At 43.1% G+C, this 24,136-nt stretch carries 24 protein-coding genes and 1 riboswitch; of the genes, 8 read left to right on the top strand and 16 right to left on the bottom strand.

The features are described 5' to 3' along the window. Positions 1 to 172: 172 nt before the first annotated feature. On the bottom strand, positions 173 to 454 hold the full coding sequence (locus IFO66_RS12370; RefSeq protein ID WP_192025527.1) for a YuiB family protein: 282 nt from the start codon (positions 452 to 454) through the stop codon (positions 173 to 175). Between the two features lie 287 nt (positions 455 to 741). Here IFO66_RS12370 and hemQ point away from each other — a divergent pair, with 287 nt between their 5' ends. After that, positions 742 to 1,491 (top strand): hydrogen peroxide-dependent heme synthase, encoded by a 750-nt coding sequence (hemQ, locus tag IFO66_RS12375; protein WP_028594070.1) that lies wholly within the window; start codon positions 742 to 744, stop codon positions 1,489 to 1,491. Between the two features lie 140 nt (positions 1,492 to 1,631). Here the strand turns inward: hemQ and IFO66_RS12380 are convergent, their stop codons facing one another. Together IFO66_RS12380 and IFO66_RS12385 are read right to left on the bottom strand one after the other, a co-directional pair. Then, positions 1,632 to 1,886, bottom strand: coding sequence for a hypothetical protein (locus IFO66_RS12380; RefSeq protein ID WP_192025451.1), 255 nt, complete (start codon positions 1,884 to 1,886; stop codon positions 1,632 to 1,634). A 3-nt stretch (positions 1,887 to 1,889) separates the two neighbouring features. Beyond that, positions 1,890 to 3,086: an NAD(P)/FAD-dependent oxidoreductase gene (locus IFO66_RS12385; RefSeq protein ID WP_192025452.1), complete on the bottom strand. Its 1,197-nt coding sequence runs from the start codon at positions 3,084 to 3,086 to the stop codon at positions 1,890 to 1,892. Between the two features lie 590 nt (positions 3,087 to 3,676). Between IFO66_RS12385 and IFO66_RS12390 the strand changes: the two genes are divergently transcribed. Continuing rightward, positions 3,677 to 4,612, top strand: a complete 936-nt coding sequence (locus IFO66_RS12390) for an NAD(P)/FAD-dependent oxidoreductase (protein WP_237684622.1) — start codon at positions 3,677 to 3,679, stop codon at positions 4,610 to 4,612. 447 nt (positions 4,613 to 5,059) lie between these two features. On the opposite strand, the gene sda is transcribed toward IFO66_RS12390, so the two are convergent. Together sda and IFO66_RS12400 are read right to left on the bottom strand one after the other, a co-directional pair. Beyond that, complete coding sequence (gene sda / locus IFO66_RS12395) at positions 5,060 to 5,200, bottom strand: sporulation histidine kinase inhibitor Sda (protein ID WP_192025528.1); 141 nt, start codon at positions 5,198 to 5,200, stop codon at positions 5,060 to 5,062. A 302-nt stretch (positions 5,201 to 5,502) separates the two neighbouring features. Beyond that, on the bottom strand, positions 5,503 to 6,165 hold the full coding sequence (locus tag IFO66_RS12400) for a YheC/YheD family protein (protein ID WP_192025454.1): 663 nt from the start codon (positions 6,163 to 6,165) through the stop codon (positions 5,503 to 5,505). Positions 6,166 to 6,403: 238 nt separating this feature from the next. Here IFO66_RS12400 and IFO66_RS12405 point away from each other — a divergent pair, with 238 nt between their 5' ends. Then, a complete protein-coding gene (locus tag IFO66_RS12405) occupies positions 6,404 to 6,619 on the top strand; it encodes a hypothetical protein (protein ID WP_192025455.1) in 216 nt (71 codons plus the stop codon). 56 nt (positions 6,620 to 6,675) lie between these two features. On the opposite strand, the gene IFO66_RS12410 is transcribed toward IFO66_RS12405, so the two are convergent. Then, positions 6,676 to 8,178: a thiol-activated cytolysin family protein gene (locus tag IFO66_RS12410; RefSeq protein ID WP_192025456.1), complete on the bottom strand. Its 1,503-nt coding sequence runs from the start codon at positions 8,176 to 8,178 to the stop codon at positions 6,676 to 6,678. An 872-nt stretch (positions 8,179 to 9,050) separates the two neighbouring features. After that, positions 9,051 to 9,410, bottom strand: coding sequence for a HesB/IscA family protein (locus IFO66_RS12415; protein WP_192025457.1), 360 nt, complete (start codon positions 9,408 to 9,410; stop codon positions 9,051 to 9,053). A 289-nt stretch (positions 9,411 to 9,699) separates the two neighbouring features. Here IFO66_RS12415 and mqnE point away from each other — a divergent pair, with 289 nt between their 5' ends. After that, entirely contained in the window at positions 9,700 to 10,824 is a 1,125-nt protein-coding gene (gene mqnE / locus IFO66_RS12420) for an aminofutalosine synthase MqnE (protein ID WP_192025458.1), read from the top strand. 186 nt (positions 10,825 to 11,010) lie between these two features. Beyond that, positions 11,011 to 12,084, top strand: a complete 1,074-nt coding sequence (locus tag IFO66_RS12425) for an NAD(P)/FAD-dependent oxidoreductase (protein ID WP_192025459.1) — start codon at positions 11,011 to 11,013, stop codon at positions 12,082 to 12,084. Between the two features lie 41 nt (positions 12,085 to 12,125). On the opposite strand, the gene IFO66_RS12430 is transcribed toward IFO66_RS12425, so the two are convergent. Beyond that, positions 12,126 to 12,380 carry a DUF1450 domain-containing protein gene (locus IFO66_RS12430; RefSeq protein WP_192025460.1) on the bottom strand — a complete coding sequence of 85 codons (255 nt, stop codon included), beginning with the start codon at positions 12,378 to 12,380 and terminating at the stop codon, positions 12,126 to 12,128. 90 nt (positions 12,381 to 12,470) lie between these two features. Here IFO66_RS12430 and IFO66_RS12435 point away from each other — a divergent pair, with 90 nt between their 5' ends. After that, positions 12,471 to 12,713 (top strand): NifU family protein, encoded by a 243-nt coding sequence (locus IFO66_RS12435; protein ID WP_144993888.1) that lies wholly within the window; start codon positions 12,471 to 12,473, stop codon positions 12,711 to 12,713. 144 nt (positions 12,714 to 12,857) lie between these two features. Then, positions 12,858 to 13,505, top strand: a complete 648-nt coding sequence (pnuC, locus tag IFO66_RS12440) for a nicotinamide riboside transporter PnuC (RefSeq protein WP_192025461.1) — start codon at positions 12,858 to 12,860, stop codon at positions 13,503 to 13,505. A gap of 562 nt (positions 13,506 to 14,067) precedes the next feature. Here pnuC and IFO66_RS12445 read toward each other — a convergent pair. The 4 genes from IFO66_RS12445 to IFO66_RS12460 all read right to left on the bottom strand — a co-directional run bounded on the left by IFO66_RS12445 (position 14,068) and on the right by IFO66_RS12460 (position 18,739). Continuing rightward, positions 14,068 to 15,210, bottom strand: a complete 1,143-nt coding sequence (locus IFO66_RS12445; RefSeq protein ID WP_192025462.1) for a glycerate kinase — start codon at positions 15,208 to 15,210, stop codon at positions 14,068 to 14,070. Positions 15,211 to 15,290: 80 nt separating this feature from the next. Next, positions 15,291 to 16,559, bottom strand: a complete 1,269-nt coding sequence (locus IFO66_RS12450) for a GntP family permease (protein ID WP_192025463.1) — start codon at positions 16,557 to 16,559, stop codon at positions 15,291 to 15,293. 231 nt (positions 16,560 to 16,790) lie between these two features. After that, positions 16,791 to 17,957, bottom strand: a complete 1,167-nt coding sequence (locus tag IFO66_RS12455) for a sugar diacid recognition domain-containing protein (RefSeq protein ID WP_192025464.1) — start codon at positions 17,955 to 17,957, stop codon at positions 16,791 to 16,793. A gap of 56 nt (positions 17,958 to 18,013) precedes the next feature. Beyond that, positions 18,014 to 18,739, bottom strand: coding sequence for an SDR family oxidoreductase (locus IFO66_RS12460; RefSeq protein ID WP_225445732.1), 726 nt, complete (start codon positions 18,737 to 18,739; stop codon positions 18,014 to 18,016). 460 nt (positions 18,740 to 19,199) lie between these two features. On the opposite strand from IFO66_RS12460, the gene IFO66_RS12465 reads away from it, so the two are divergent. After that, positions 19,200 to 19,799, top strand: coding sequence for an alpha-helical endospore appendage domain-containing protein (locus tag IFO66_RS12465; protein WP_192025466.1), 600 nt, complete (start codon positions 19,200 to 19,202; stop codon positions 19,797 to 19,799). Positions 19,800 to 19,939: 140 nt separating this feature from the next. On the opposite strand, the gene IFO66_RS12470 is transcribed toward IFO66_RS12465, so the two are convergent. The 4 genes from IFO66_RS12470 to IFO66_RS12485 form a co-directional block, all read right to left on the bottom strand. After that, complete coding sequence (locus IFO66_RS12470) at positions 19,940 to 20,437, bottom strand: DoxX family membrane protein (RefSeq protein WP_192025529.1); 498 nt, start codon at positions 20,435 to 20,437, stop codon at positions 19,940 to 19,942. 671 nt (positions 20,438 to 21,108) lie between these two features. Beyond that, positions 21,109 to 21,948 carry a MetQ/NlpA family ABC transporter substrate-binding protein gene (locus IFO66_RS12475; protein WP_192025467.1) on the bottom strand — a complete coding sequence of 280 codons (840 nt, stop codon included), beginning with the start codon at positions 21,946 to 21,948 and terminating at the stop codon, positions 21,109 to 21,111. Positions 21,949 to 21,989: 41 nt separating this feature from the next. Next, positions 21,990 to 22,622, bottom strand: a complete 633-nt coding sequence (locus tag IFO66_RS12480; RefSeq protein ID WP_192025530.1) for a methionine ABC transporter permease — start codon at positions 22,620 to 22,622, stop codon at positions 21,990 to 21,992. 38 nt (positions 22,623 to 22,660) lie between these two features. Then, on the bottom strand, positions 22,661 to 23,689 hold the full coding sequence (locus IFO66_RS12485; protein WP_192025531.1) for a methionine ABC transporter ATP-binding protein: 1,029 nt from the start codon (positions 23,687 to 23,689) through the stop codon (positions 22,661 to 22,663). 174 nt (positions 23,690 to 23,863) lie between these two features. Continuing rightward, positions 23,864 to 24,013, bottom strand: a riboswitch (SAM riboswitch). Between the last annotated feature and the right edge of the window lie 123 nt (positions 24,014 to 24,136).

Raw genomic sequence — 24,136 nt, forward strand, 5'->3', positions numbered from 1 at the left:
CCATCGTCCGGCGTACCTTACCCTTTCCTTCGTCTTATACAGTGATGATACATAAATAATACCAACCACTGTTGTCACCAGTATATAAAAGTTGCTAGAAGCCGTCAACCCGCAGATGGTCCCTATGATATTCTTTCTAAACTCGCCTAACTTTTATTCGGGATTAACACAACTAAAACATTTTATATCCGCCCGCTCGCAAATATCCAATTGTTTTTCCGCTAATATACGCCCCAAACAGCCCTGAGATAGCGACTAAGATATCAACAATGTTATAGTTCGTCACATTCCCTACAAACGTCAAGGAACTATCCCACAAATACCACATCGCTAACGGAATGACTAGAATCACATAAAGTACCATCGGGAACCAGGTTGTTTTCATAAGCATATTTAAAATAAAACCGATTCCAAACATCATAACAAATAGCAGTACCAATAATACAATGTACATTAACCACTCCACTTCGTTACGCCCCCTCTGCTGCGAATCATTGAATCTTGAATCCGATCGCTGAGAATAAATGTACAACCCATATCTAGATCGACATTTCTCAACATTTACCTATTTCGCGATTCATTTTACTTTTCCTTCCTTGAAAAATCAACGAACATTCGGTGACATTTCTCACAGGTACATTGCCGCGCCTACTTAGATAAGCTACAATGTGGATAATGTTTGGAAACGTAATCAACACTATATATAGACAATTCTCATAATAAAGGATGGTGGCTTACATAATGAGTGAAGCAACAAAAACACTTGAAGGTTGGTACGCCCTGCATGACTTCCGCACGATGAACTGGGCGCTATGGAATAAAGCTGACGAGGAAGAGCGCGCTCATGCATTAGATGAGTTGCAAACGTTATGGGAGCAGTGGAAGCAAACAGAGAACGACAATCAAGGCAGTACAGTCGTGTATAGCATTGTTGGTCAAAAAGCGGATTTTGTTATTTTCCACCTGCGTGAAACGTTGGAAGAACTTAACGCACTAGAGACTGAATTGAACAAATCTGCATTTGCTCGCTTTACCATTCCTACTTATTCCTATGTAAGTATCGTGGAGCTCAGCAACTACATGACGAAGCCAGGATCAACAGAAGATCCGATGGAAAACCCAGAAGTGCTTGCACGTCTGAAGCCGATCCTTCCACAGGCGAAGCATATTTGCTTCTATCCGATGAATAAGAAGCGTGACCTGGAAGATAACTGGTACATGTTATCCGTTGAAGAAAGACGCGGTATGATGCGCAGCCACAGTATGATTGGACGCGGTTATGCAGGCAAAGTAAAACAGATAATTACCGGTTCCGTCGGCTTGGACGATTGGGAATGGGGCGTAACGTTGTTCAGTGATGACCCGCTTCATTTCAAGAAGCTTGTATACGAAATGCGCTTCGATGAAGTTAGTGCTCGCTTTGGCGAGTTCGGTTCCTTCTATGTTGGTAACCGACTAACACCTGACCACCTTAAAGATATGTTGAAATAATATCTTTACGCATACGAAAGCCCCTTAATCTAAATCAGATAAAGGGGCTTTTTTGTTAGGTTTAAGTATGCTGCAAACGGAAGTGCCGTGCCAAGCAAAAACCGCCCTAAGATAAGTTATCCTAGGGCGGTACATTTCACTTAATTATCATCGTCGTCATCTTGTTCATCCATGGATGCCAAATATTGCTCGGTCATTCTATCCCGTTCACGACTTTTTTCTTTCAGTCGTTCAATGCCTGGCTGAATGAGCAGATCAACTTCCTTCTGCACCGTATAAGCCAGATCATGCCGGTTCTGCGACTCTAGAAAAGAGCCAACTTCCATAAGCGCGTTGTAGCGATCCAGCTCATCGCGCGTCAACAATCCTCGAACTTGCACGCTGCAGTGTCTCATCGCTTAGAAGAACTTCCCTTTGCGAAGCGCCAAGGAAATACCACCGATGATGAACAACCAGCGAATATCGATTACTTTTTTCAACTGTGCTGCCAAGAAGCCTGTAAGCTTCGTATTGCCAACAACACCAATCGCTTGACCTTTACCCAAAGATGCCACTGTACCTTTGTTATGGTACGTGAACGTCTTAAGTGGTTGCTTACGAATGGAAGCAACGATATTACTTGCTACAACAGGGCCTTGCTGCATCGCCATTTGAGCTGTTGGCGGATAAGGACGGTCGATAGCTGTGTTGATCATCAAAGAGTTGTCTCCGATAATGTATACATTTTCATGTCCTGGAGCACGCAAATGCTCATCTACCTTAACACGGCCGCGCATTGCTTCGAAGCCAGCTTGCTCGATCAAACGGTTACCGCGTACGCCACCTGTCCATACAACAGTCGCAGATTTGATCTCTTCTTCAGTAGCCAAAAGAACGCCTTCTGGTGTGCACTCTTTAATCGCAGTAGCGATTTTGAACGTTACACCTTTGTCTTGAAGCACTTTCATCGCATACTCAACCAATTTAGGGTCGAAACCTGGAAGAGCTGTTGGAGCTGCTTCAATGTTGTATATTTTAACCAAGGAACGGTCGATGTTATGCTCACGGCAAAGCTCTGGAATACGATCAGCTAGCTCACCAACGAACTCGATACCTGTGAAGCCTGCACCGCCGACAACAAACGTCAAACGATCAACGCGAGTTTGATCTTGTTTGAACAATTTGAATTGCTCTTCGATATGCTCACGAATTGCTTTAACAGAGTTGATGCTGCGGATAGTCATTGCATGCTCAGCCAATCCTGGAATGCCAAACGTTTCTGGCTCGCCGCCAAGACCGATAACCAAGTAGTCATAAGACAAAGCACCATCTTCAAGAATAACCTTCTTCTCTTCAGGACGAATTTCTTGAACAGTAGACTTAACGAAATCAATTTTGAATTCATCAATCAACTTTGTAATTTCTACATAGGAGTTCTCCAGCTTGTCCGTACCAGCAGCTGGCATGTGGAGATGAGTTGTGAAGTAGTGATACTCATGTTTGCTGACGAGTGTTACATCAGCCTCATTATAATTCAATTCTTTTTGCAGACGCTTAGCGGCCATAAGACCACCGTAACCCGCACCTAAAATAACAACCTTAGGAATATGGCTCATTATTGTCTCGTCTCCTTCCATGTCGATTCGGCTGAGCATCTCTGTTGCTGCATCATTTGCCCGATATATTAATGTGTGAAAAACACCACATAAACGACTATAAAAACTCATGGTCCTGTAATATGTCAGGCTTACAGTATTACATCGATCACATACAACACCGAACGATCCCGATACGATATATTGGGGTAGTACATACAATTTTCATCATTCGTGAAAATTGCAAATCTAACTGCAATCATAACGATTTTCTACTGAAAATACAAGAAAAAAATGATCCCCCACATCTTTGTAAGCGCTTTAAATGAAGGTTTATTAATAAATTGTAACCCATTTTTTATTTGAATACGGTGTCATGAAATAGCTTTTGCTTTGTTGAAGGTTTTTATTTGAGGGTGTCCCTGCATATTATGTAAATGTAACATTTGATAATTAAAACGATAGGATTATAATAAATACATATTTATATCTTAACCAATGTGTATCCATATTTAGGGTCACCCACTATTTTGGAGGTGTGCAATTTGACGACAACATCTACGCATCAAGATATAACAGACATCATTATCATCGGCGGCGGGCCTGCAGGTATGTTTGCAGCTTTCTACGGTGGAATGAGGCAAGCATCAGTACGAATTATCGAAAGTATGCCTCAACTTGGCGGACAGCTTGCTGCATTATATCCGGAAAAATATATTTATGACGTTGCCGGCTTCCCACAGGTTACTGCTCAACAATTAGTAGATAGCCTCAAGGAACAAATGGATCACTTTAATCCTGATGTACGTCTTGAAGAGAAAGTGCTTCATGTAAACAAACTCGATGAACGTTTATTCGAAGTCAAGACAGATAAGGAAATACACTATGCGCGTGCTGTAATCATTACAGCTGGTATCGGTGCTTTCGAACCACGTAGACTTGACTTGCCTGAAGCAGCCGCATTTGAGAAGACAAACCTTTATTATTTCGTCAGTGACTTGCAAAAGTTCAAGGGACAGAAGGTTCTCATTAGTGGTGGCGGTGATTCAGCTGTAGACTGGTCACTTATGTTGGAGCCGATCGCTGAACAAGTTACTCTTATTCATCGTCGAGACAAATTCCGTGCCCATGAGCATAGTGTTGAGCAATTGATGAACTCCAAAGTTAATGTAGTTACGCCTAAAGAAATCGTGCAGTTGCATGGAGAAGAACGCATTGAGCGAGTGACGATTAGTGATGTAAAAACAAAAGAAACGACTGATATTGAAGTTGATGCGGTTATCGTCAATTTTGGATTTGTATCTTCATTAGGACCTATCTCAGAATGGGGAATACATATCGAAGGCGGTTCAATCGTGGTCGATTCACGTATGGAAACGAATGTCGCAGGTATTTTCGCGGCAGGAGATGTTACCACTTATCCGGGTAAATTAAAGTTGATCGCGGTCGGCTTTGGTGAAGCACCTACTGCCATTAACAATGCAAAAGTGTACATTGACCCGACAGCTAAGCTCTCGCCAGGACACAGCAGTAATATGAAACGCTAAGCCTATACAAGCCAATCATAAGAACATATACAAGACAAGAAAGCTTCACGCTTTCACTATCTCATAATAAGCATAAAGTAAGGGTATCCTACTCCATATATCTATGTGTGGAGGTAGGTACCCTTGTTTAATGTTTGTCCACTGTGCAACGGCTTGATCAGTCCGGAATGTTTATGCCCTAACTGCTTGAACCCGGCCGTCGATTGCGGCAAACGAGATGACTACACTGGACCGTATGAACCTTATCAAGAGTTGCCGTCAGTACCATCTCCTGTTTTATCGAATATCGCCTCAACAGAAGAAGACAATAACGGAGTCTGCCTGCATGTGTTCTATTGTGCATCCTGCCAAAACCTCTCTTACGTAAATGGTCATAAATTCGAGGACGGGCAGCATATCATATAGAACAACAGGATTCTCTCTATTGGGTAATGTGCATCATGAGGATTAATGATACTGCGGGATGGTCGGACGAAAACGGCGTCTTTGCATTTCCGCGAGCAACAATGCAATGAATTCTTCATCCAGTTGCAAACGTACCGCTTGAGAATACGATTCAAAAAGCATCTCATCGGAAAGTAATGCCATCACAACCACAACCTTTCCTCATATTTCCTTACAGACCAACTATAGCACGGCCTTATTTCTCAGAACAAGCGTTCTGTTATCCACAGCAAATTGTGGAAAAATTGTGCATACGATGTTGATAACTGTCGGAATCGCCCATCCATCAAGTGGTATAATGTGGATATTTATATTCACATCATTTTTGCTGCTTTTTTACATAAAAATGTTTAATCAATCTGCGATTCTATAAAAATAGAATCTATCAACTTATTTGCCAGCTGATAGATTCCGATTCTATTGCAAATCCTATCTCTCTAACCTCATTATCGAGGCCTCGTATTTACTTCCAAAATCCATATGAACCCTGCTTGATCAATTCCATAATCAAACCCCAACCTACCTACACCAGGGAAGCTCGCATCCATAATTTCACTGCAAATCCGAGTCAACTGCTTCATTTCCTCTCTTTTCGTTTCTACTATATTCTCAGACAGCGAGAGGCTGAGTGCTTCGCTAGAAGTAAGCTGTGTCCCGCCCTTACTTAAATTTGTAACGAATAGTCCATCCTTCGCTAAACGACCTACAATCGCCCGAAACACCCAAGTACTGTCTTTCTTCACAACTTTGACCCTATAATCAATTGGCCTGCCTGAAATAGTAGCCAAATGAATACCTTGCTGAATCAAATATTTACGCTTCTTTTTTGCTTTAGCTAATGCTCGAACAAGAGCCTGAAAGGAAGAAAAAGTTCGCGTACTTGATAACGAGGTAAAGGAGTAGAAACTATGTGTTTTCGTGACTTTTATAACTCCGTAACCACCACCACCTACGACTGGCTTAATCACCACAAACCCAAACTCATTTAACATCTGCAGCAGTTGTGCTGGCGAATACATACGAGTAAGCGGTATGTGCGAGGCTACACGAGCATCGGATAGAAGCGCCTCTGTCTTCAACCACTTGCTGGCAACTTGTGTCCCTTCCATTCCGATCCCCCTTTCCCGTACCGTCATTCTATACAGTACTCAGTGTACATGCCCGCTTCTTGTACCCTAGTCCAAGTTGAGAGCCTAATTATTTCAGATGCTCTTCACTTCAATTATGTAATCAGGGATTGTCATTCCCAATATTAGGGTGGTATCGTAGAGTGGATGGTTACATTTAGGCGAATCTTGAATCCCTATTTCGAAATAACATACCTTTCATTAGCAAGGAGAGAACGAGATGGAAACAGCCGAACTTTTTCGAGTTTTATATTGGATTGCAATTGTGTCCATGTCCATTATATTGGTCGTTGTTAACGCAGGAATATTAGTTATTAGCATTCGTTTTTTGCAGCAGCGCAAAATTGGTCTCGGTATCGGGGCTGGTTTGTTCTCTGTATTTTGCTTCTATCTCATCGTCATCATGCTGGGCAAAACATTTCCCGGGTTGTTTTAAATTTAATACGATTAACAAAAAATCTCCCCAGTATGGGGAGATTTTTTAAGTAATACTTAATAAGTAATTGATCCTGTTGGATGCAGCGTTGTTCCACCAATCGAAACTTTTATATGACTTGTTAACGGAACATCCGTTTCATGGATAACGGTTCTCCACCAATCCCATGCAAGACCTGTGCATTCTCTTGCTACGATCTTTATATTTCTGGCGTTAGGCGGAAGTGGAATCTCTGTCGAGAAAGATGCTGTTTTGTTCCAGCCGCTTTCTTCCCACACTTTAGGAGTAATGACTTCTTGTCCATTTGTATCATAAGTCACTTCGTCCCAAGACACTTCAAATTGAGCTACATAAGCACCCTTATGATTGAGCGTAATTTTACCCTTCGTATATTCAGTCGTTTTCGTCTCAATATATTCTGTGTTGTTACGAACAGCAGCAACCGCATTATCCTTTAGAAACACACTTGTATAGGAGATTGGGTAAGCTGGATTTTTGGGGCTAAATTGTGCATTGTCTTTAATAATATTTTGGATAACGTTAAAGTCTTTTGTCACGATCTGATTATGTGTGTGCGCATCTCCGCCTAATACAACAGCAGTAAAGGAACTGTTCTCATAAATATCTTTGTACTGTCCACTTGACTGCGCGGAAGAATCACGAAGCAGCGCTTTAAATGCAGCCTGCACATCACTGCTCTTTGAAGTAGTCTCCAATTTTACATAGATGGTTCTTCCATAAGCAACATTGGATACCATAAGAGGTGGCGCATCATTACTTACGCCTTTACGAGCTAATTCGTTGAACGTCACACTTGGATCAAATAGATCTGATGGATTGTTAGGAAGAGCTGCATTTACCGTGTAGAAAATTTGCTTATAAGCAGCTACCATCACTTTTTTCTCGCCGCTTTCCACCGCATTAAAGTCAATTCCGAGCGTATTGTTAAGCACTTGAGCATTCACATTTAGCGCACTAGCGATTTGATTTTTGCTGTGAACCATAGATTCTGCATATTGCAGTCTTGCAGGTAATGTATGCGTGGATGAATATTTATCAACCCAAGTCGATACTAACTGATCAACTGCACCAGACACACTGCTGTAAGTTGGATTTTGAACGGTAATGGTATTTTCATTTTTCAATCCAGGCAAATCGATGCTGATATCTAATGGTTGACGTTTAGCCATAATCAAATCCGGTTGATTATCCGCGAACGATTGATTAGCAAGCTGGATGGCGCCTGGATACGTCCGATTGGTCATCGAATCAATAATGGATATATCTACTGGTGAAGTAGCGAGTGATTTTTTCTCACGTTCGACCACAATAAATTTACCATTTGATTGGAGACCTTCTTTCGGAACAAAGCTACTGATCTGATCGCCATTTACAGCCAATACTGCATTGCGATCATACTTCAGATTCGTGATACCGGTATCGATATCATTAAGCTCATTTGCAGTTGCTACAGAAATGTTGGAATACGTAAACAAGTGCAGCATAACTAATAAGCTAGCGAGCCATTTTGTTCCGTTTGCAAGTTTTGAAGTTTTCATACAAGACCTCCCCCTTTTTCTCTACATATTTTGTAAAATAATAGTGTGCATCACACTAAATATATCGGTATTTTTACGCAAAAATATTATATTTTAAAGGGAATATTATTATTACGCATGTTAATTAACTAGTTACATATAACCGACTTTCGAATGCAATCAGAGGCTTTGCTACAAAGCGAAAGACACGCTACATCACTTTCTCTTTCTCTTTCTCTCTAACGGGCGCCATAGACGTTATTTCCGTAAAATTGCCCAATGTAGAAATGTAACAGTTGTAGGCGAGCTTATTTGAGCAAAAGCAGGTGTTGAACTCCCTACAGCTAACAAATAAGCTCTGTGACGCCCCTTACAATTGAAAATTCGTCCATCTACACGAAATAGGCTCTACAGCAACTGTTAGCGCAGTTGGAGCTTATTTTAAAACCTTCACTATCCACCGTTACTTCTAAATAAAAATAAAACGCCTCCTAAACGAGTTAATTTTTCGAAAATTAACCGTCCAGAGACGTTTCTGCAGCACCTATTTATGTTGATATAACCGAATCGATTCAATCAGATTAAGCTGCAAAGCAAAAAATCAAAAACCTACTACCAAAATATGTGGTAACATTAAGGTAAAATAAGGAAAGGAGTTGGTCGTACTGCAACTATTTAGAGAGAGAACGTATAGACTTATACTATTGCTTATTATTTCTTCCGCTGCTATGTTACTTGTAAGTTCCAACTGGATCTTCCGCACCATCGCTTATGTCAACATAGCCGTAGCTTGTCTGAACTTAATCATAATATTTAAAAATAACGATAACGCAAAAGAGCCGTAAGGATAATTCCCTGTACGGCTCTTTCTTTTATTTCTTTCAAGACAATCATTAATCGTCACACTTCTCCGCTTTTCCTTCTGCTAGTGCGGTACGGAAAGAAGCTCCGCAGCCGCAAGTCGCAGTAGCGTTAGGGTTGCTTATCGTAAATCCTCCGGACATACCGGATTCTTTATAGTCAATTTCCAAACCTGCCAAATGCGGAATGCTTTCTTTATCCACAAGGACCTTCAATCCGCCTGTCTCTACATATACATCCTGGTCTGTTTCTTCATCATCTAGCCCCATACCATAGGAGAAGCCACTGCAGCCGCCTGGATGAACACCAACACGCAAGAACATGTTCGGATTTTCTTCATTAGCCAGCATTTCTTTTATCTTCTCAACCGCGAATTCGCTGATTGTAATCATGCATATCCCTCCTCATATTTCTAAGTATAACCATCCTCATGCATCTATACAAGATAACCTCCGTCCATGGAAAATGATGTCGATTGTCTTTACTGGATGTATTGCCCCCGTGTGAAGGCAGGGGTATAATGGAGAGGTATGTGATATGATTCACTGCATACTCAAGAGGCTTCAATTTTTTTATATATGGTATATGCAAGCCCATCGAATGAATGCATAGTGAGCAGTTCCGTATAACGTAACGATGTGCAATTATATACGACTTACTTTTCAAGAGGGGGGTACACCAATGATTCTTACACCAACAAGACATGCAGATCCACGTATGGCTGAAATCGCTGATAAAGTAGAGCGAGGCGAACGTCTAACCCTAGAAGACGGCGTGTACCTGTATCAATCGGACGATATTTTGACCCTTGGTCAGCTGGCGAATCTCGCCAATATGCGTAAGAACGGCAACAAAGTTTACTTTATCGAAAATATGTCTCTTTACTTCACCAATGTGTGTGAGGCGCACTGCGCTTTTTGCAGCTTCAGACGCGATGCTGATGCAGAAGGAGCCTACACCTTAAGCGCAGAGGAAATGATTGCCTATGTGGACCAGCATATTCACCCAGAAGTTCGCGAGTTCCATATCGTAGGTGGGCACAATCCTAACGTACCGTTCCAATACTACGTTGATTCCTTGAAAGCTCTTAAGGAACGCTATCCTCAAGTAACACTCAAAGCTTACACAGCAGCTGAAATCGACTTCTTTACACGTATAAGCGGATTAAGCATTAAGGAAGTTCTTACTACCCTTGTCGATGCAGGACTAGAATCGTTAACAGGCGGCGGTGCTGAGATTCTTTCTGATGAATACCGTAAAAAAATGCGTGTAGATAAAGCAGGCGTTGATCGTTATCTAGAAGTTCACCGTACTGCGCATCAGCTTGGCATCAAAACGCATACGACGATGCTTTATGGTTCGATTGAGACGCATGAAGATCGTATTCGTCACTTGATTAAAGTTCGTGAGCTTCAAGATGAGACCAATGGATTCCTTGTCTTTATTCCATTGTCCATGCAGCCAAAAAGCCCGAAAGCAGGCATTAAACGCCGCAACTCAGCTTATGAGGATCTCAAAACGATCGCGATTAGCCGCCTCATGTTGGACAACATCCAGCATATTAAGGCGTACTTCATAAATATCGGTACTCAGCTCACTCAGATGGCCCTTACTTTCGGCGCTTCTGATGCACACGGTACGATTGTGAAAGAGCGTATCAGCCATGCCGCAGGTGCATTAACACCTGAAGGTTTGACGCGCGATGAGCTAATCTGGCTTATTCAAGGAGCAGGACGCATCCCAGTTGAACGAGATACGTTCTACAATGAAATCAAAGTGTATGAGCCAAAGTCTAACAAAAAATAGCAACTATTAACCAACTTACAGATAGAAAAAGTCAGACACTTCACACAAGAAATCTTATGAAGCGACAGACCGAGTAAAGGATTCGTGGGTGGAGCCGTATCATGCTGTACATCAAGTTTCCCTGTTCTCATCATCGGTGAACAGCGGACAGCACATATTAACGGCAACATAGGGGGATATCCGGATATGAAACGATTTGTAGTATGCGGCGGCGGCTATGGTGGACTTGCGATCATTGATCGTTTGCTGGCAGGCGGAATGCCTGAAGATGTGGAAGTAGTTCTCATTGATCGTATGCCATTTCAGGGTTTGAAGACGGAATACTATGCATTAGCTGCTGGTACAGTAACGGATGTAGATATTCGCGTTGCTTTCCCGAAGGACGATCGTGTTCGAATACACTATGGACAAATTACAAGCATTGATCTAGATAATAAGCTTATTCATTTACACGAAGATGATCCTATTTCTTATGATCAAATGGCTATTGCACTCGGCTGCACAGACCGCTACCACGGGATAACAGGCGCTGAGGAATTTGGTAATAGTATTCAATCCTTATCTAGCACTCGACGTACGTACCAATTGTTGAACGATATTAAGCCTTATGGACAAATGACGGTCGTCGGAGGAGGACTAAGCGGTGTAGAGATGGCTGCCGAACTGCGCGAGAGCAGACCTGATCTCAACATTCGTATATTGGACCGCGGACCGCGTGTGCTGTCCTCATTTCCAGTGAAGCTGTCCAATTACGTCTCTGACTGGTTCATCGAACATGAAGTAGAGCTTCGCTCTCATATTAACGTGTGTCAGTTGGAGCAAGGCGTTATTTATAATAGACGCGAACAGGATATTGAGGCGATCCAGTCCGACGTAACGGTATGGACAGCAGGTATACAACCGGTGAAAGTCGTACAAGATTTAAACGTTCCAAAAGACCCGCAAGGTCGCGTACTTCTTAATTCCTATCATCAAATTGAACAATATCCAGAAGTATTTGTCGTAGGTGACTGTGCCAGCTTGCCGTTCTCACCAAGTGCGCAGGCAGCAGGTGCACAAGGCGAGCAAATTGCTGATGTCGCACTTGCTTTGTGGAAAGGCGAACCCCCTAAGCTTGGACGCATTAAGCTTAAGGGCGTACTCGGATCACTCGGCAAGAAGTCAGGATTTGGCATGTTCGGCAAACGTCCTATGGTTGGATATGTGCCACGGGTCATCAAAAGCGGCGTGCTTTGGATTTCCAAAAATCATTTCGGATAAGTCATCATATGTTTTCTTACAACAATGGGAGCAAGTCGATGTTAATCTACATCGATTTGCTCCCATGCTTTTAGTTCTGCAATCTTTTCATTAATTTTTCCCGTTAATAAATCTGCACTCTCTGCAACGATAATTTCACCCTCAACATAAGCAAATGGAGCTAGGTAACATTCACCACAATTACCAAGGCAACCGTACTCCACCACATCGTAATCTGGATTTTGTTCGAAATGCTTCATTACTTCGTCCGTGCCATGATGCATATTATTAACGCAAAATTCGATGATCGGTCTCACTGTATATCCCCCTTTTTGCGTGTATCTCTTTGATTTCAATTAGCTTTATAATATAATAAAAGCAGTATGTATGAAAGGAGTTGGAACAAAATGAGTGAACAAGTACAAGTCAATTATGACGAAGTATTGGAAGTGTTAGATAAACTTCGTCCGTTCTTGCAACGTGACGGCGGCGATGTTGAATTGGTAGATGTAGAAGATGGTATTGTTAAGCTTCGCCTTATGGGCGCATGCGGAAGCTGCCCGAGCTCTACAATTACCTTGAAAGCAGGTATCGAGCGCGCGTTGGTTGAGGAAGTAGAAGGCGTGAAAGAAGTCGTTCAAGTATTCTAAGTTGAATGTACTTCCCTGATTCAGCATATGATTAAGAGGCTTCGACGAAGGAGTCATCCGAATATCTCGAATCGTCTCTAATGACGGTTCGAGATATTTTTGTGTGCATCCACATCGTGCCTAGCTTCGACAGGAGAGATCTGTATGTTAAAAAACCCGTTATTTCTGTTGTTGGCCAGCCTTGTTACCTTATTTGTAGGTTGGTACATGGGATCAAGTACGATTGAAATTGTTGCTTCGGTTGTAGGAATTATTAACGTTTGGCTTCTCGCACGAGAAAAAGTACTTAACTTCCCAGTCGGCATCGTTGCAGTAAGTTTGTTTTTATACATATTTTGGGGACAAGGGCTGTACGCGCTAGTTGTACTAAGTGCATGCCAACTTATCTTTAATATTTTCGGTTGGTACTACTGGCTTACGAACAAAGGCGATGGTGACGTACGTCCAACGGTTCGCCTAGATACGAAAGGCTGGATTATTTATAGTTCCGTCATCCTTGCTGGCTGGCTGGCTTGGGGGTACTATCAAGTCCAATATACGGAGTCTACTCTCCCTTACTTGGATGCACTGACTGCCATCCTCGGTCTTGTTGCACAGTTCATGCTCAGTAAGAAGATTTTCGAAAACTGGCATTTGTGGATTGCCTACAATATAGTCTCCATCGTCATTTACTCCATTTCAGGACTTTATGTAATGATTATTTTAGCGGTTGTAAATTTGTTCCTTTGCATCGATGGACTAATCGAATGGAAACGCGGTTATATGCAGCGTACAGCAAAAAACAACACTTGACACTCCCACCCCTAAAGGGGCAAGGTCACTAAAGTGACTGGGATTCTTAGCTAGTTTTGCGTCCGCAGTCCATTTCTGTTTTGGACAACTGCTAAGATTAGGGCGTGCCATCGCCCCTCCTAAGCCAGATCATATAGATGCTTAGGCTCTCATCCTGTTACCAGATGAGACAGGTTGTTTGCTCAACAGTGTTTTAGCGTCTTGTTCTTAACGACACATATTGTTTTACGTGTAGCATGAATTTGGCTACACAACCGTATACAATATCTAGTTTTCAATGAGCATGGGCGTTTTAGAGACTTGTTCTTGTCTATGTAGTGAGTATAACACCTAAAGAAGTGGGCTTTCCCGTTCGGAAAAGGCTGTAATGTAGTATTGTCAGCGTCTTTCTACTTATCACCAACAGACCATTACAACATACATAAACACATCCCCTAGCTCCTACGAGCAGGGGATGTGTTTTTTGCTGCAGCTGTGTTAATGTCTGCGCTTTACAAACCTAATATTCACACTGCTGCTCACCAAATTCTGAGCCCATCTCTTGCGACAACGCCCTATCACCTTAACGGAGCTGCTGGCCTACCTGTATCACTGCCGCGACATTACGTGCTGTACGCTCCAAATTAACGGCTGCCCTCTGGAGCGCTTCATCCAAGGTACATATTCCCGGAACAAGGGAAAATACGATATCGATGCCGTGTTCGTGTACGGCTTCATAATCTGTTCCTAGGGAACCTGCAATCGCAACCACTTTTACCTGTTGGTTTTTCGCAGTTTTGGCAACACCAATCGGTGTTTTTCCAAATACAGTCTGGCCATCAATGCGCCCTTCCCCGGTTATAACCAAATCCGCATCCTGCACATGATTCGCAAGACCGGTTGCTTCAATAACGATATCCACACCACGCTTCAGCTCTGCATGTAGAAATGCAATTACACCTGCGCCAAGCCCACCGGCTGCGCCCCCTCCAGGAACTGTTGATACTTCCAATCCTAAGTCTGTGCTTATACATGCGGCCAAATGCTGCAACTGTCGATCCAGCACTTCAACCATGACTGGAGTTGCTCCCTTCTGTGGGCCAAATACCGCAGATGCTCCTTTGGGACCAATCATCGGATTGTCCACATCACAAGCGGCAATAAATATCGTTTCCGTCAGTCTCGGGTCTACATCATCGGTGATGATTCGTTCGATTTGACCCAGATTTCCTCCACCAGCCAATACTTCATTCCCATTTGCATCAACGAATCGGTAGCCCAGTGCTTGAGCCATGCCTACTCCACCGTCATTCGTAGCACTGCCACCGAGGCCAAGTATAATATGCCGCACACCTGCTTGCAGAGCATGACGAATGAGCTGTCCTGTGCCATATGTTGAAGTAAGGAGAGGATTACGCAAATCCTTTGGCACAAGAGCAAGTCCCGAGGCCGCTGCCATTTCGATAATGGCAGTCTTTCCATCGCCTAGCAGTCCATAAAATGCCTCAATCGGCTGTCCCAGCGGATCCAATACACTACATGTGACAATACGCCCACCTGTCGCATCTACAAGTGATTGAACCGTCCCTTCTCCTCCATCTGCCATTGGCACTTTAACGATTTCTGCCTGAGGATAGACTTGTCTAAATCCTCGTTCAATCGCTTCACAAGCCTCTAATGCAGTCAGGCTTTCTTTATATGAATCCGGAGCTATTACTATTTTCATCTCTCACCACTCCTCCGCTATGCTGTACCTCATACTGTATCTATCTACATGTATCTACGTCTAAATCATGCACACTTCATTTATAAGAACCAACCGAACACGCCATAAATCAATGTCGATACAAGCGCTAGTACCAAACCGATAGCTGTTTCATATGGAATGAGACGAAGGCGCTCCTTCATTTGCATATTCACGCTGCCGCCTGTCGCATGGAAGAAGCTCCCGTGCGGCATATGGTCAAATACCGTTGCCCCTGCATGTATCATTGCTGCTGCACCTAGTGATGCAATCCCTAGCTCCATAATAGTCGAGCCAAACACCGAACTAGCTACCGCCGTGCCCGCAGTCGTCGAAGCCGTCGCCAGTGACATAAATGCACCACTGATTGGTGCCATCAAGTATGCTGGTAGCCCTGAAGCCGATAGGCCATTCGTAATAACATCCTTCAATTGTGAGTTGGAGATAATCCCCGCCAGTGTACCTGTTCCGATAAGCATTACTGCAACGCCAGTCATTTTGTTAAGCCCAGCAATCGCATAGTTATTGATTTGTTTCCCTTTCCCCATCACAATCGCTCCTACTAAACCTCCAAGCGGAAGAGCAATCATCGGGTCAATCACGATACCTGCAAGCGGTCGAAGTGCAAGCAGTACAATAGCTACCACAGGCGCTACAATCGATGCAGCAAAGCTAGGGAGCTTGCTGTCTGTCTTATCTGCTATTTCAGACAACGCAACCATGGAGCCCTTATTCGTGAGTCGCTTCGCCAGTACATACGTAATCGCAAGTCCAAATATCGCTGGGATAATTCCTGCTGCCATGACCGAAGTCAACGGTACATTAAATGCATCAGCTGCTGCAATCGCATTTGGATTCGGAGACATAATATTACCTGCCTTACCTCCTCCAATCATCGCAAGCAATATAGCCAGCTTAGACAAATTCGCACGCTGTGCGATTGCTAAGGCAATAGGAGCTACCGTTATAACAGCTACGTCAATGAAAACACCCACTGCAGTCAATATCATAGTTGCAAAGGCCAATGCGAACAAAGCACGTGTTTCACCGACTTTTTTGACGAGCGTTTCAGCTATCGTCTTCGCTGCGCCCGATTCAATCAATACACCCGCTAATATACCGGCTGCTAATATACGAAGCACGGCTGGCATCATCGTCTTGGAACCATCCATCATTAGCGTTACAGTATCCACTAGACTAACTCCACCAACAACGCCACCTAATAGAGCACCAATCATCATGCCGTACGCAGGCGGTACTTTACGCAAAATCAATACAATAGCTACTACCAAAGCAGCTAGTGCCCCGAGAACGCTTACAGAAACCGTCATAAGTCTCATCTCCCTATGCAAAATCTTGTCGTAATGTAAGAACGAAGAACTTTATGCTACAAACTAGAGATTGATTTACGTTACACATTTAATGTAACTCAAAAATGTAAGCGCTTCATTGGGCAAAAAAATAAACTCCTCTCTGCTCGCAGCACTGTTTTTTGTGCATTTGAACAAAGAGGAGCAACTTGCGATATCTGCTCAATATTGGCATCCCTATTTCCGGCAAAATTATACGCTAGTTGTACGAATTCTCCCCTGCAGCTCATACAGCCATTGCGCGCTAATAAGCGAGAACAGCTCATCATAGCGCTTAGGATCTTTACCTGTCAGCTCTTGAATACGCTGCAAACGATACCGTAGTGTATTGCGATGAATGACCAGCCTGTCCGCCACCCGATTCAGCTCTCCATGCTCGGCAAAGTATACAGAAAGTGTTTGGCGTAATTCACCACTACGATCAGCTTCCATGAAGGTAGACCATAACTGAATTAATTCTTCTGTCACCCAGCTTGAATGGACGTTAACCATCAAGGCCTCATTAGGCAAGTCCTCACTGTAATAAACCGTTTGGTTCGGATAAATAGCTCTTCCTGCCCGCATTGCATCCTCAGCCGACTGGTAAGATGCTATCATCCCCGCTATACCCCCGCCTGATCTACCTACCGCAATTCGCATCGAAGTAATTTGTTGTTCGGCAAGCCAAGATCGTATTTGATGAATGCCTTCACAAATATCCTCACCAGGCTTACGTTTATGCTGCTTCTCTTTAAACAGTACAATTTGACGCACATTGCGGATCGCGATTAAACGAATCATCGAACGCTTCTCAAGCACATGGACAACTTGCTGCAGCGTTCCGATTGCCAAATCATGAATTTCTTCTTGCAGCTCTATTAGACAAGCCGTATGGACTTGGTTAACTTGAAAACCAATCCGTTCTGCTTGTGCACTTAGCGCCTCATGCTGATTTTCTTTTGCATGTACGATAGATAATACGAAGTCCTCTTTGATACGCTTGTCCCACTGCGCCTGCTCAATGAGGTATGCCTGCTCCAAATGCATCTCTGCTGTCATTTTTACAAGCTCGCCATACTTGGTTACTTCTCTCGGATCACCCGTAATGCCAATTACACCGACGATCTCTCCTTGAAAATAAATGACCAAGTTCGTTCCTGGCATTACCCCTTGCAGTTTAGAAGCGCTCTCCTCATCAATCTCGAACCTTCCTCGACGTTGAATGGCAATAAGCGCCCCTTCATGAGACTGATGGAGTCGACTCCGATCACCTGAACCAATAATTCGGCCATTGTGGTCCATTACGTTCACATTATAACCGATAACATGCATCGTACGATCTACGATATTTTGTGCGAGCTCCTTCGTCAACCGTCCCATGTGAGACACCTCCCTTTCAATATCAAGCACAGTGTGAAGCCTAAATCACGAAGCAGTTAAGCGTGCTTATCGATCATGACACGAATCGGATCTAGACCGCCTGATACATCAATCGTATTGCCTGTCACAAAATCTGATTTATCTTCACATAAGAAACGAATTACTCTCGCAATATCCTCACCAGATCCCGGACGGCCTCGTGGTGAAGATTCATCTTCAATATGAAGCACCTCATCAATATTCTTCTCTTTATAGTCCCCACGGATATCACCAGGACAGATCATATTGACAGTAATCCCGAACTGCGCCTCTTCAACAGCTAGCGTCTTTGTAAACGATACCAAACCTACCTTGGCAGCAGCGTATACGGCACGATGCGGCCAAGATCTAGCCTCCGCAGCATGTCCAAATCCATAATGAATAATCCGCCCCCAACCCTTCTCACGCATCGAAGGCAGTACCATATGATCCAACAGCATAACACCCGTTAAATTTCCGTTTACTAAATATAAAATTTCTTCTCTTGAATAATCAGCAAATCGTTTACGCTCCCTTATAAAGGGACCTGCATTGTTAACGACAATATCCGGCATGCCAAATGTACTTTGCACGGTTTCGATAAGATGTTCAACTTCATCAGGATCTGCAATATTAGCCTGTACACACATACACCTTACACCGAACGCCTCAATGTCCCGCTGAAGCTCCAGCGCTTGATCGGCACTATGCACATAATTGAGGATAATATCGCAGCCCGCTTCAGCTAGCGTAAGTGCAGTCATCTTACCTAACCCCTTTGCGCTCCCAGTGATGAGCGCTACTTTCCGCTGTTGTTTCACGTCGATTCCTCCTTTGAGCACTACGAACGATGTCAACGATCAGTATAAAATATTTGCCAAGTTAGAACAACATAACATCTGTTTGCGCCATCATTATTTTCTGCCAATCATGAAAAAAGAGACAGATGCTCTATCTGCCTCCCTCTGTTATCTATTAATATTCGCTGATTGACACAAGTATTCCGTCGCTAACGTGTAAATAATCTGTATCCTTATTATAGATTTGGAGCATATAGCTGCCGTTCCCTTACTGGCTAACCTTGCATTTACTATAGTACAAGCTGTTACATCCATCGCGATTGCGAGATTTATAGATGAACAAAACGGCTATACGTAGCGAAAGTCGCTCGCTACCCAGCCATTAGGGTCGAGCTGCTTTCCCAATAAGTAAGGGGGGAGTGAAGTGCCACCAGATCTGCATCCCGTCAAGTTGGTTGACCGCACCATTGCGGTCCCTAACCAAATTTTGAAATATACGTTTGTTATTTTTAATTGCGGCGATGAAGACGCGAACAATGTTATTTTTACAGACACGGTCCCTACAGGAGCTACCTTCGTCGCAGAAAGTTTTTGCTTGAACGGTGTAAACCTGCCACTTGCTGATCCGAATGTTGGTGTAAATATCGGTACCATTGTAGCAGGTGGATTTTCTACCGTGAAGTTTCAAGTACGTGTAGATTGCCTTACGACAACTATACCGTTAATCAATCAAGCCTTTACCTTTGATGGAATCATTAACGTACCAAGCAACACGGTAACAACGTATGCTGTTGGAGCTAATCAAGCGTTATTGCTCATTGCATTAGAAGAGCTTAATATGGCAGAGCTGATTAATACACAGGGTGAATTGATACAAGCTGCTATCCAAAGTTCTGCTCCAATTACCCAATTGCTTGAAGTAAACAACGATGCGGCAGCAGAAGTACAGCAAATAGCCGCTCAAGAGTGTGAACTGTTAGCTTTACTTCAAGGTGTGCTCAACTGCATCAATACAACACCGTAACTGGATGAAACACATCGACACTATCATGTATGTCACTATATATGGAAGCAACGTAAAAAGGCAGCTTATGCTGCCTTTTTACATTCATCACTGATTCGTATTTATCACTCTACGAAATAGTCACATTATTAAGGCACAAGCTACACAGCACTCGTTTGACCACGCTTGAAGAGTGTGATCTGCTTCTTTCTTAAGATGCCGTCTACGCCTACTTTACCTGACTCATGCAAGGAAACGAGAACGAACAGAGATAAAATAATCATGACCGGATTCGCGCTTACCGCTCCACTCAAGACGAACGCAAAGTTCATAAAGAGACCGAAGAAAATCGCCGTTCTCGTAAACAGCCCAACAATCAATCCAATACCAACTAACACCTCACCAAGAGGTACAATAAAGTTAAATAAATCAACATTTGGCAGTGCAAACGACTCTAAAAATCCGCCCCACCAATCTGGGATGGTTGGTCTTTCGCTATTCGCATTAGCGATCGCACCTTTCAATAAGCCACTGGAATCGAAGCTTCCGCTTTGATATTTTTTAATTCCTGCGCTGAGCCATTTCCAGCCTACATATACTCGGACGAACAGCAATACCCATTTTACAATCGGATTTGTACGTAAAAAATCAATCATTATTAATTCCCCTCTCATCATTTAAAATTACAAAAGCCGAATAACTTCAAGAAAAAAAGTAAATCACCTCATTTTATGGGTATTTTTTTAGACAATAGAAAGCACATCGTTCAACCGCTTACATTTTTAATGTAGTCAATAATCGTGATGAAAAATGAAATTGCTTCGTGATGGGAATTGAAGAGGTTAAAACGAATGTGGTAACAACAATAGGAATGCCTTACGTGGTTGTAACGAAAGCATATATCGTTCTCGCTAATCGTTCGGCAGAACTCACCTCACTTATAGTAGCATGTTCGCTATGACAGTTTCTAATTATGTAATTCCGCCACTATACGTGTACAGTCGGCTACATCACCCCTTTCAATCGTCTGCTTTACCTCAATGAACTTATAACGCTTTGCTTCTTTCCTTCATGCTAATCAAGATACCATCAGATGGATATATTTACAATATGACAAACGGCACATATCTTCTTACTTCTTTACGTTGGGCGATACGAAACATGTTATCGGTTAGATTTATGCGAGGAACGGCGTATATAAAAAGTCCCCGGCGCCGTAAGGCCCGGGGTAGAGTTTAGGAGGAAAGCAAGAAAACCTGTCATGCTAGTAATACGTTTCATTCCAGTACTTCAGTACTGCTTGTTCAAAAAAATTCTTTGAACGATATGATTAGAACGCAGGCAAGATAGCGCCTTTGTACTTATCTTCAATAAATTTCTTTACTTCGTCAGACTGAAGCGCAGCTACTACTTTCTTGATCGCTTCATTGTCTTTGTTATCTTCACGAGTCGTCAAAATGTTCGCATACGGAGAATCTTTCGCTTCAATTACAAGCGCATCCTTCAACGGATTCAGACCAGCATCGATAGCGAAGTTCGTGTTGATCAGTGCCAAGTCCACTTCAGGTAGCACGCGAGGAAGCATTGGTGCTTCCAACTCTTTGAACTCCAAGCCTTTAGGGTTGTCTACGATGTCTCTAACTGTAGCAGACAATCCAGCACCTTCTTTGAGCTTAATCAAACCTTCTTTTTCAAGGAGAAGAAGAGCACGCCCACCGTTCGTTACATCATTCGGAATAGCTACTACAGAACCGCTAGTCAATTCTGCAACAGCTTTAATTTTTTGTGAATAAGCCCCGATTGGCTCCAGATGTACACTTCCAGCAGACACTAGCTTGAAACCATTCTTCAAGTTTTGATCGTCCATGTATGGAATGTGTTGGAAGAAGTTTGCATCCAAATGTTTCTCATGCAGTTGAACATTTGGCTGAATATAATCTGTGAACGTCTTAATTTCAAGCTCGATTCCTTGCTCTTTAAGCTTAGGCTTAATATGCTCTAAAATTTCAGCATGCGGCACAGGAGATGCACCAACAACAACCTTCGTCGTTTGAGCGGCACCACTTTGAGCACCCGAAGTTGTATCTTTACTTTCACCTGGTTTGCTGCCACATGCAGCCAATACCGCTACTAAGCTAATTAACGTCAATACGATTGCCCACTTCTTCATTTTCATCTGCTCCTTCCAAATTCACAATGATTTATATTTGATTACTTGCGTGTATAGCGACGAACAAGTGCATCGCCAATCCATTGCAAGAGCTGAACCAAAATAACTAAGACAACGATAGCTACGATCATAATCGTTAGCTCATAACGGTGATAGCCATAGCGTATAGCTAAGTCGCCAAGTCCACCGCCGCCGATCATACCAGACATTGCAGTATAAGAAACGAGTGTTACAGCCGTAATTGTCGTACCTGCGATAAGGCCTGCACGCGCTTCTGGCAACAGCACTTTGTAAATAATTTGCCACGTATTTGCACCCATCGCCTGCGCTGCTTCAATAACACCACGATCCACTTCACGAAGTGAAGTTTCTACAAGACGAGCAAAAAATGGTGCCGCCGCAATGACGAGCGGTGGAATTGTTCCTCTTACCCCAATCGCAGTACCGAATACTTCACGAACAATCGGGATAAGCGCCACCATCAAAATGATGAACGGCACGGAACGCAAAATATTGACTATAAAGGATACAACCGTGTTAATAGTACGTAACACAGCGTTGTCGGATTTGCCGCTTAAGAACAACAGAATACCTAGTGGCAAACCAAAAATAAAAGTGAAAAATACGGAAAAACCAAGCATGAGCAGCGTATCTACGCTTGCTTCTGAAATCATCGTCCAATCAACGCCTGAAAAATCTAACTCGAAGTTATTCACGCGATCACCTCCACTTCAAGCCCACGCTCTTGCAACGCGCTCAATGCTCCTTTAAGCTTTTCAGCATCGCCATCTAAGCGAATAACGAGTTGACCATACGGCGTATCTTTCATCTTCGATATCGTTCCCTGAAGAATTGTGAATGATAGGCCTGCTGTGTTCAATACATGGTGGAGTACAGGCTCGTACGTAACATCTCCCAAGTAATTTATCTTAACTACTTGTGAACCTTCACCTGCCTGAGTCTTAAATGCTGACCAAGGCTGAACTTCATCAGACTGTGACTCTTCCATAATGAATTCCCTTGTAACAGCGTGCTGCGGCTTCAAGAAAACATCAACTACATTACCCTCTTCTACGATGCGGCCACCGTGAATGACAGCAACTCGATCACAAATGCGCTGAATGACATGCATTTCATGAGTAATCAGGGCAATCGTAATTCCAAACTCTTTATTAATCTTCAGCAGCAAATCCAAAATGGAGTTTGTCGTTTGCGGATCAAGAGCCGATGTCGCCTCATCACACAATAGCACTTTCGGATCGTTAGCCAACGCACGAGCAATACCGACACGCTGCTTTTGACCACCAGACAATTGCGCTGGATATTTATTGCGATGATCTTCCAGTCCAACTAAATCTAAGAGCTGGTCCACCTTTGCCTTAATTGTCTGCTTAGGTGTACCTACAAGCTCCAACGGAAATGCGATATTATCATACACCGTTGCTGAGGACAGCAAATTAAAATGCTGGAATATCATTCCGATTTTGCTGCGCTGCTTCTGCAATGCGGCTGTAGATAATGTCGTTAGTTCCACCTCATCGACGATGACCGTTCCTGACGTTGGACGCTCAAGTAGGTTCATACTGCGCAGCAATGTACTTTTACCAGCGCCTGAATGGCCGATAATTCCGTAAATTTCTCCTTTTGCTATATGAAGATCAATGTGATCCAATGCTAGCATTCCTTCTGCGCCTTTACCCTGAGAAGGATAGCGCTTGGATAGATGTTGTATACGTATCAAAGATCGATTCCCTGCCTTTCCTGTTGCTAAGCTTCCTTGATCCAATAAATTCGGCAACGGTCAATTACCTCTATAGTGTGTGAAGATTGCTACAAAAAAAGCCCCCTTTTGGCAGCTGCCAAAAGGGGGCTTCGTCGTTCACATTAAATGTCGAAACAAATCGAAGCACACCTTTTCTCATCTGCCAGAACATATATATGTCCTGAAGGATTTAGCACCATAGACATCATGCGAACTTGCTGCGCTCGTGCGCTGCAATGACCGGGTCGCATAATCGGTTGCCGGGCTTCATCGGGCCTGTCCCTCCGCCACTCTCGATAAGAAAACTGATTATTTGCTATAAAGTTAATACGAAGTATACGGCACGTTTTTGCATATGTCAACTGCAAAAATCATATTATTTCTGGAATTTACATGAAACAAAGGGAAAAATCGCGGAACAATCAT

It is taken from the genome of Paenibacillus arenosi (assembly GCF_014841135.1).
Taxonomy (GTDB): domain Bacteria; phylum Bacillota; class Bacilli; order Paenibacillales; family Paenibacillaceae; genus Paenibacillus_B; species Paenibacillus_B arenosi.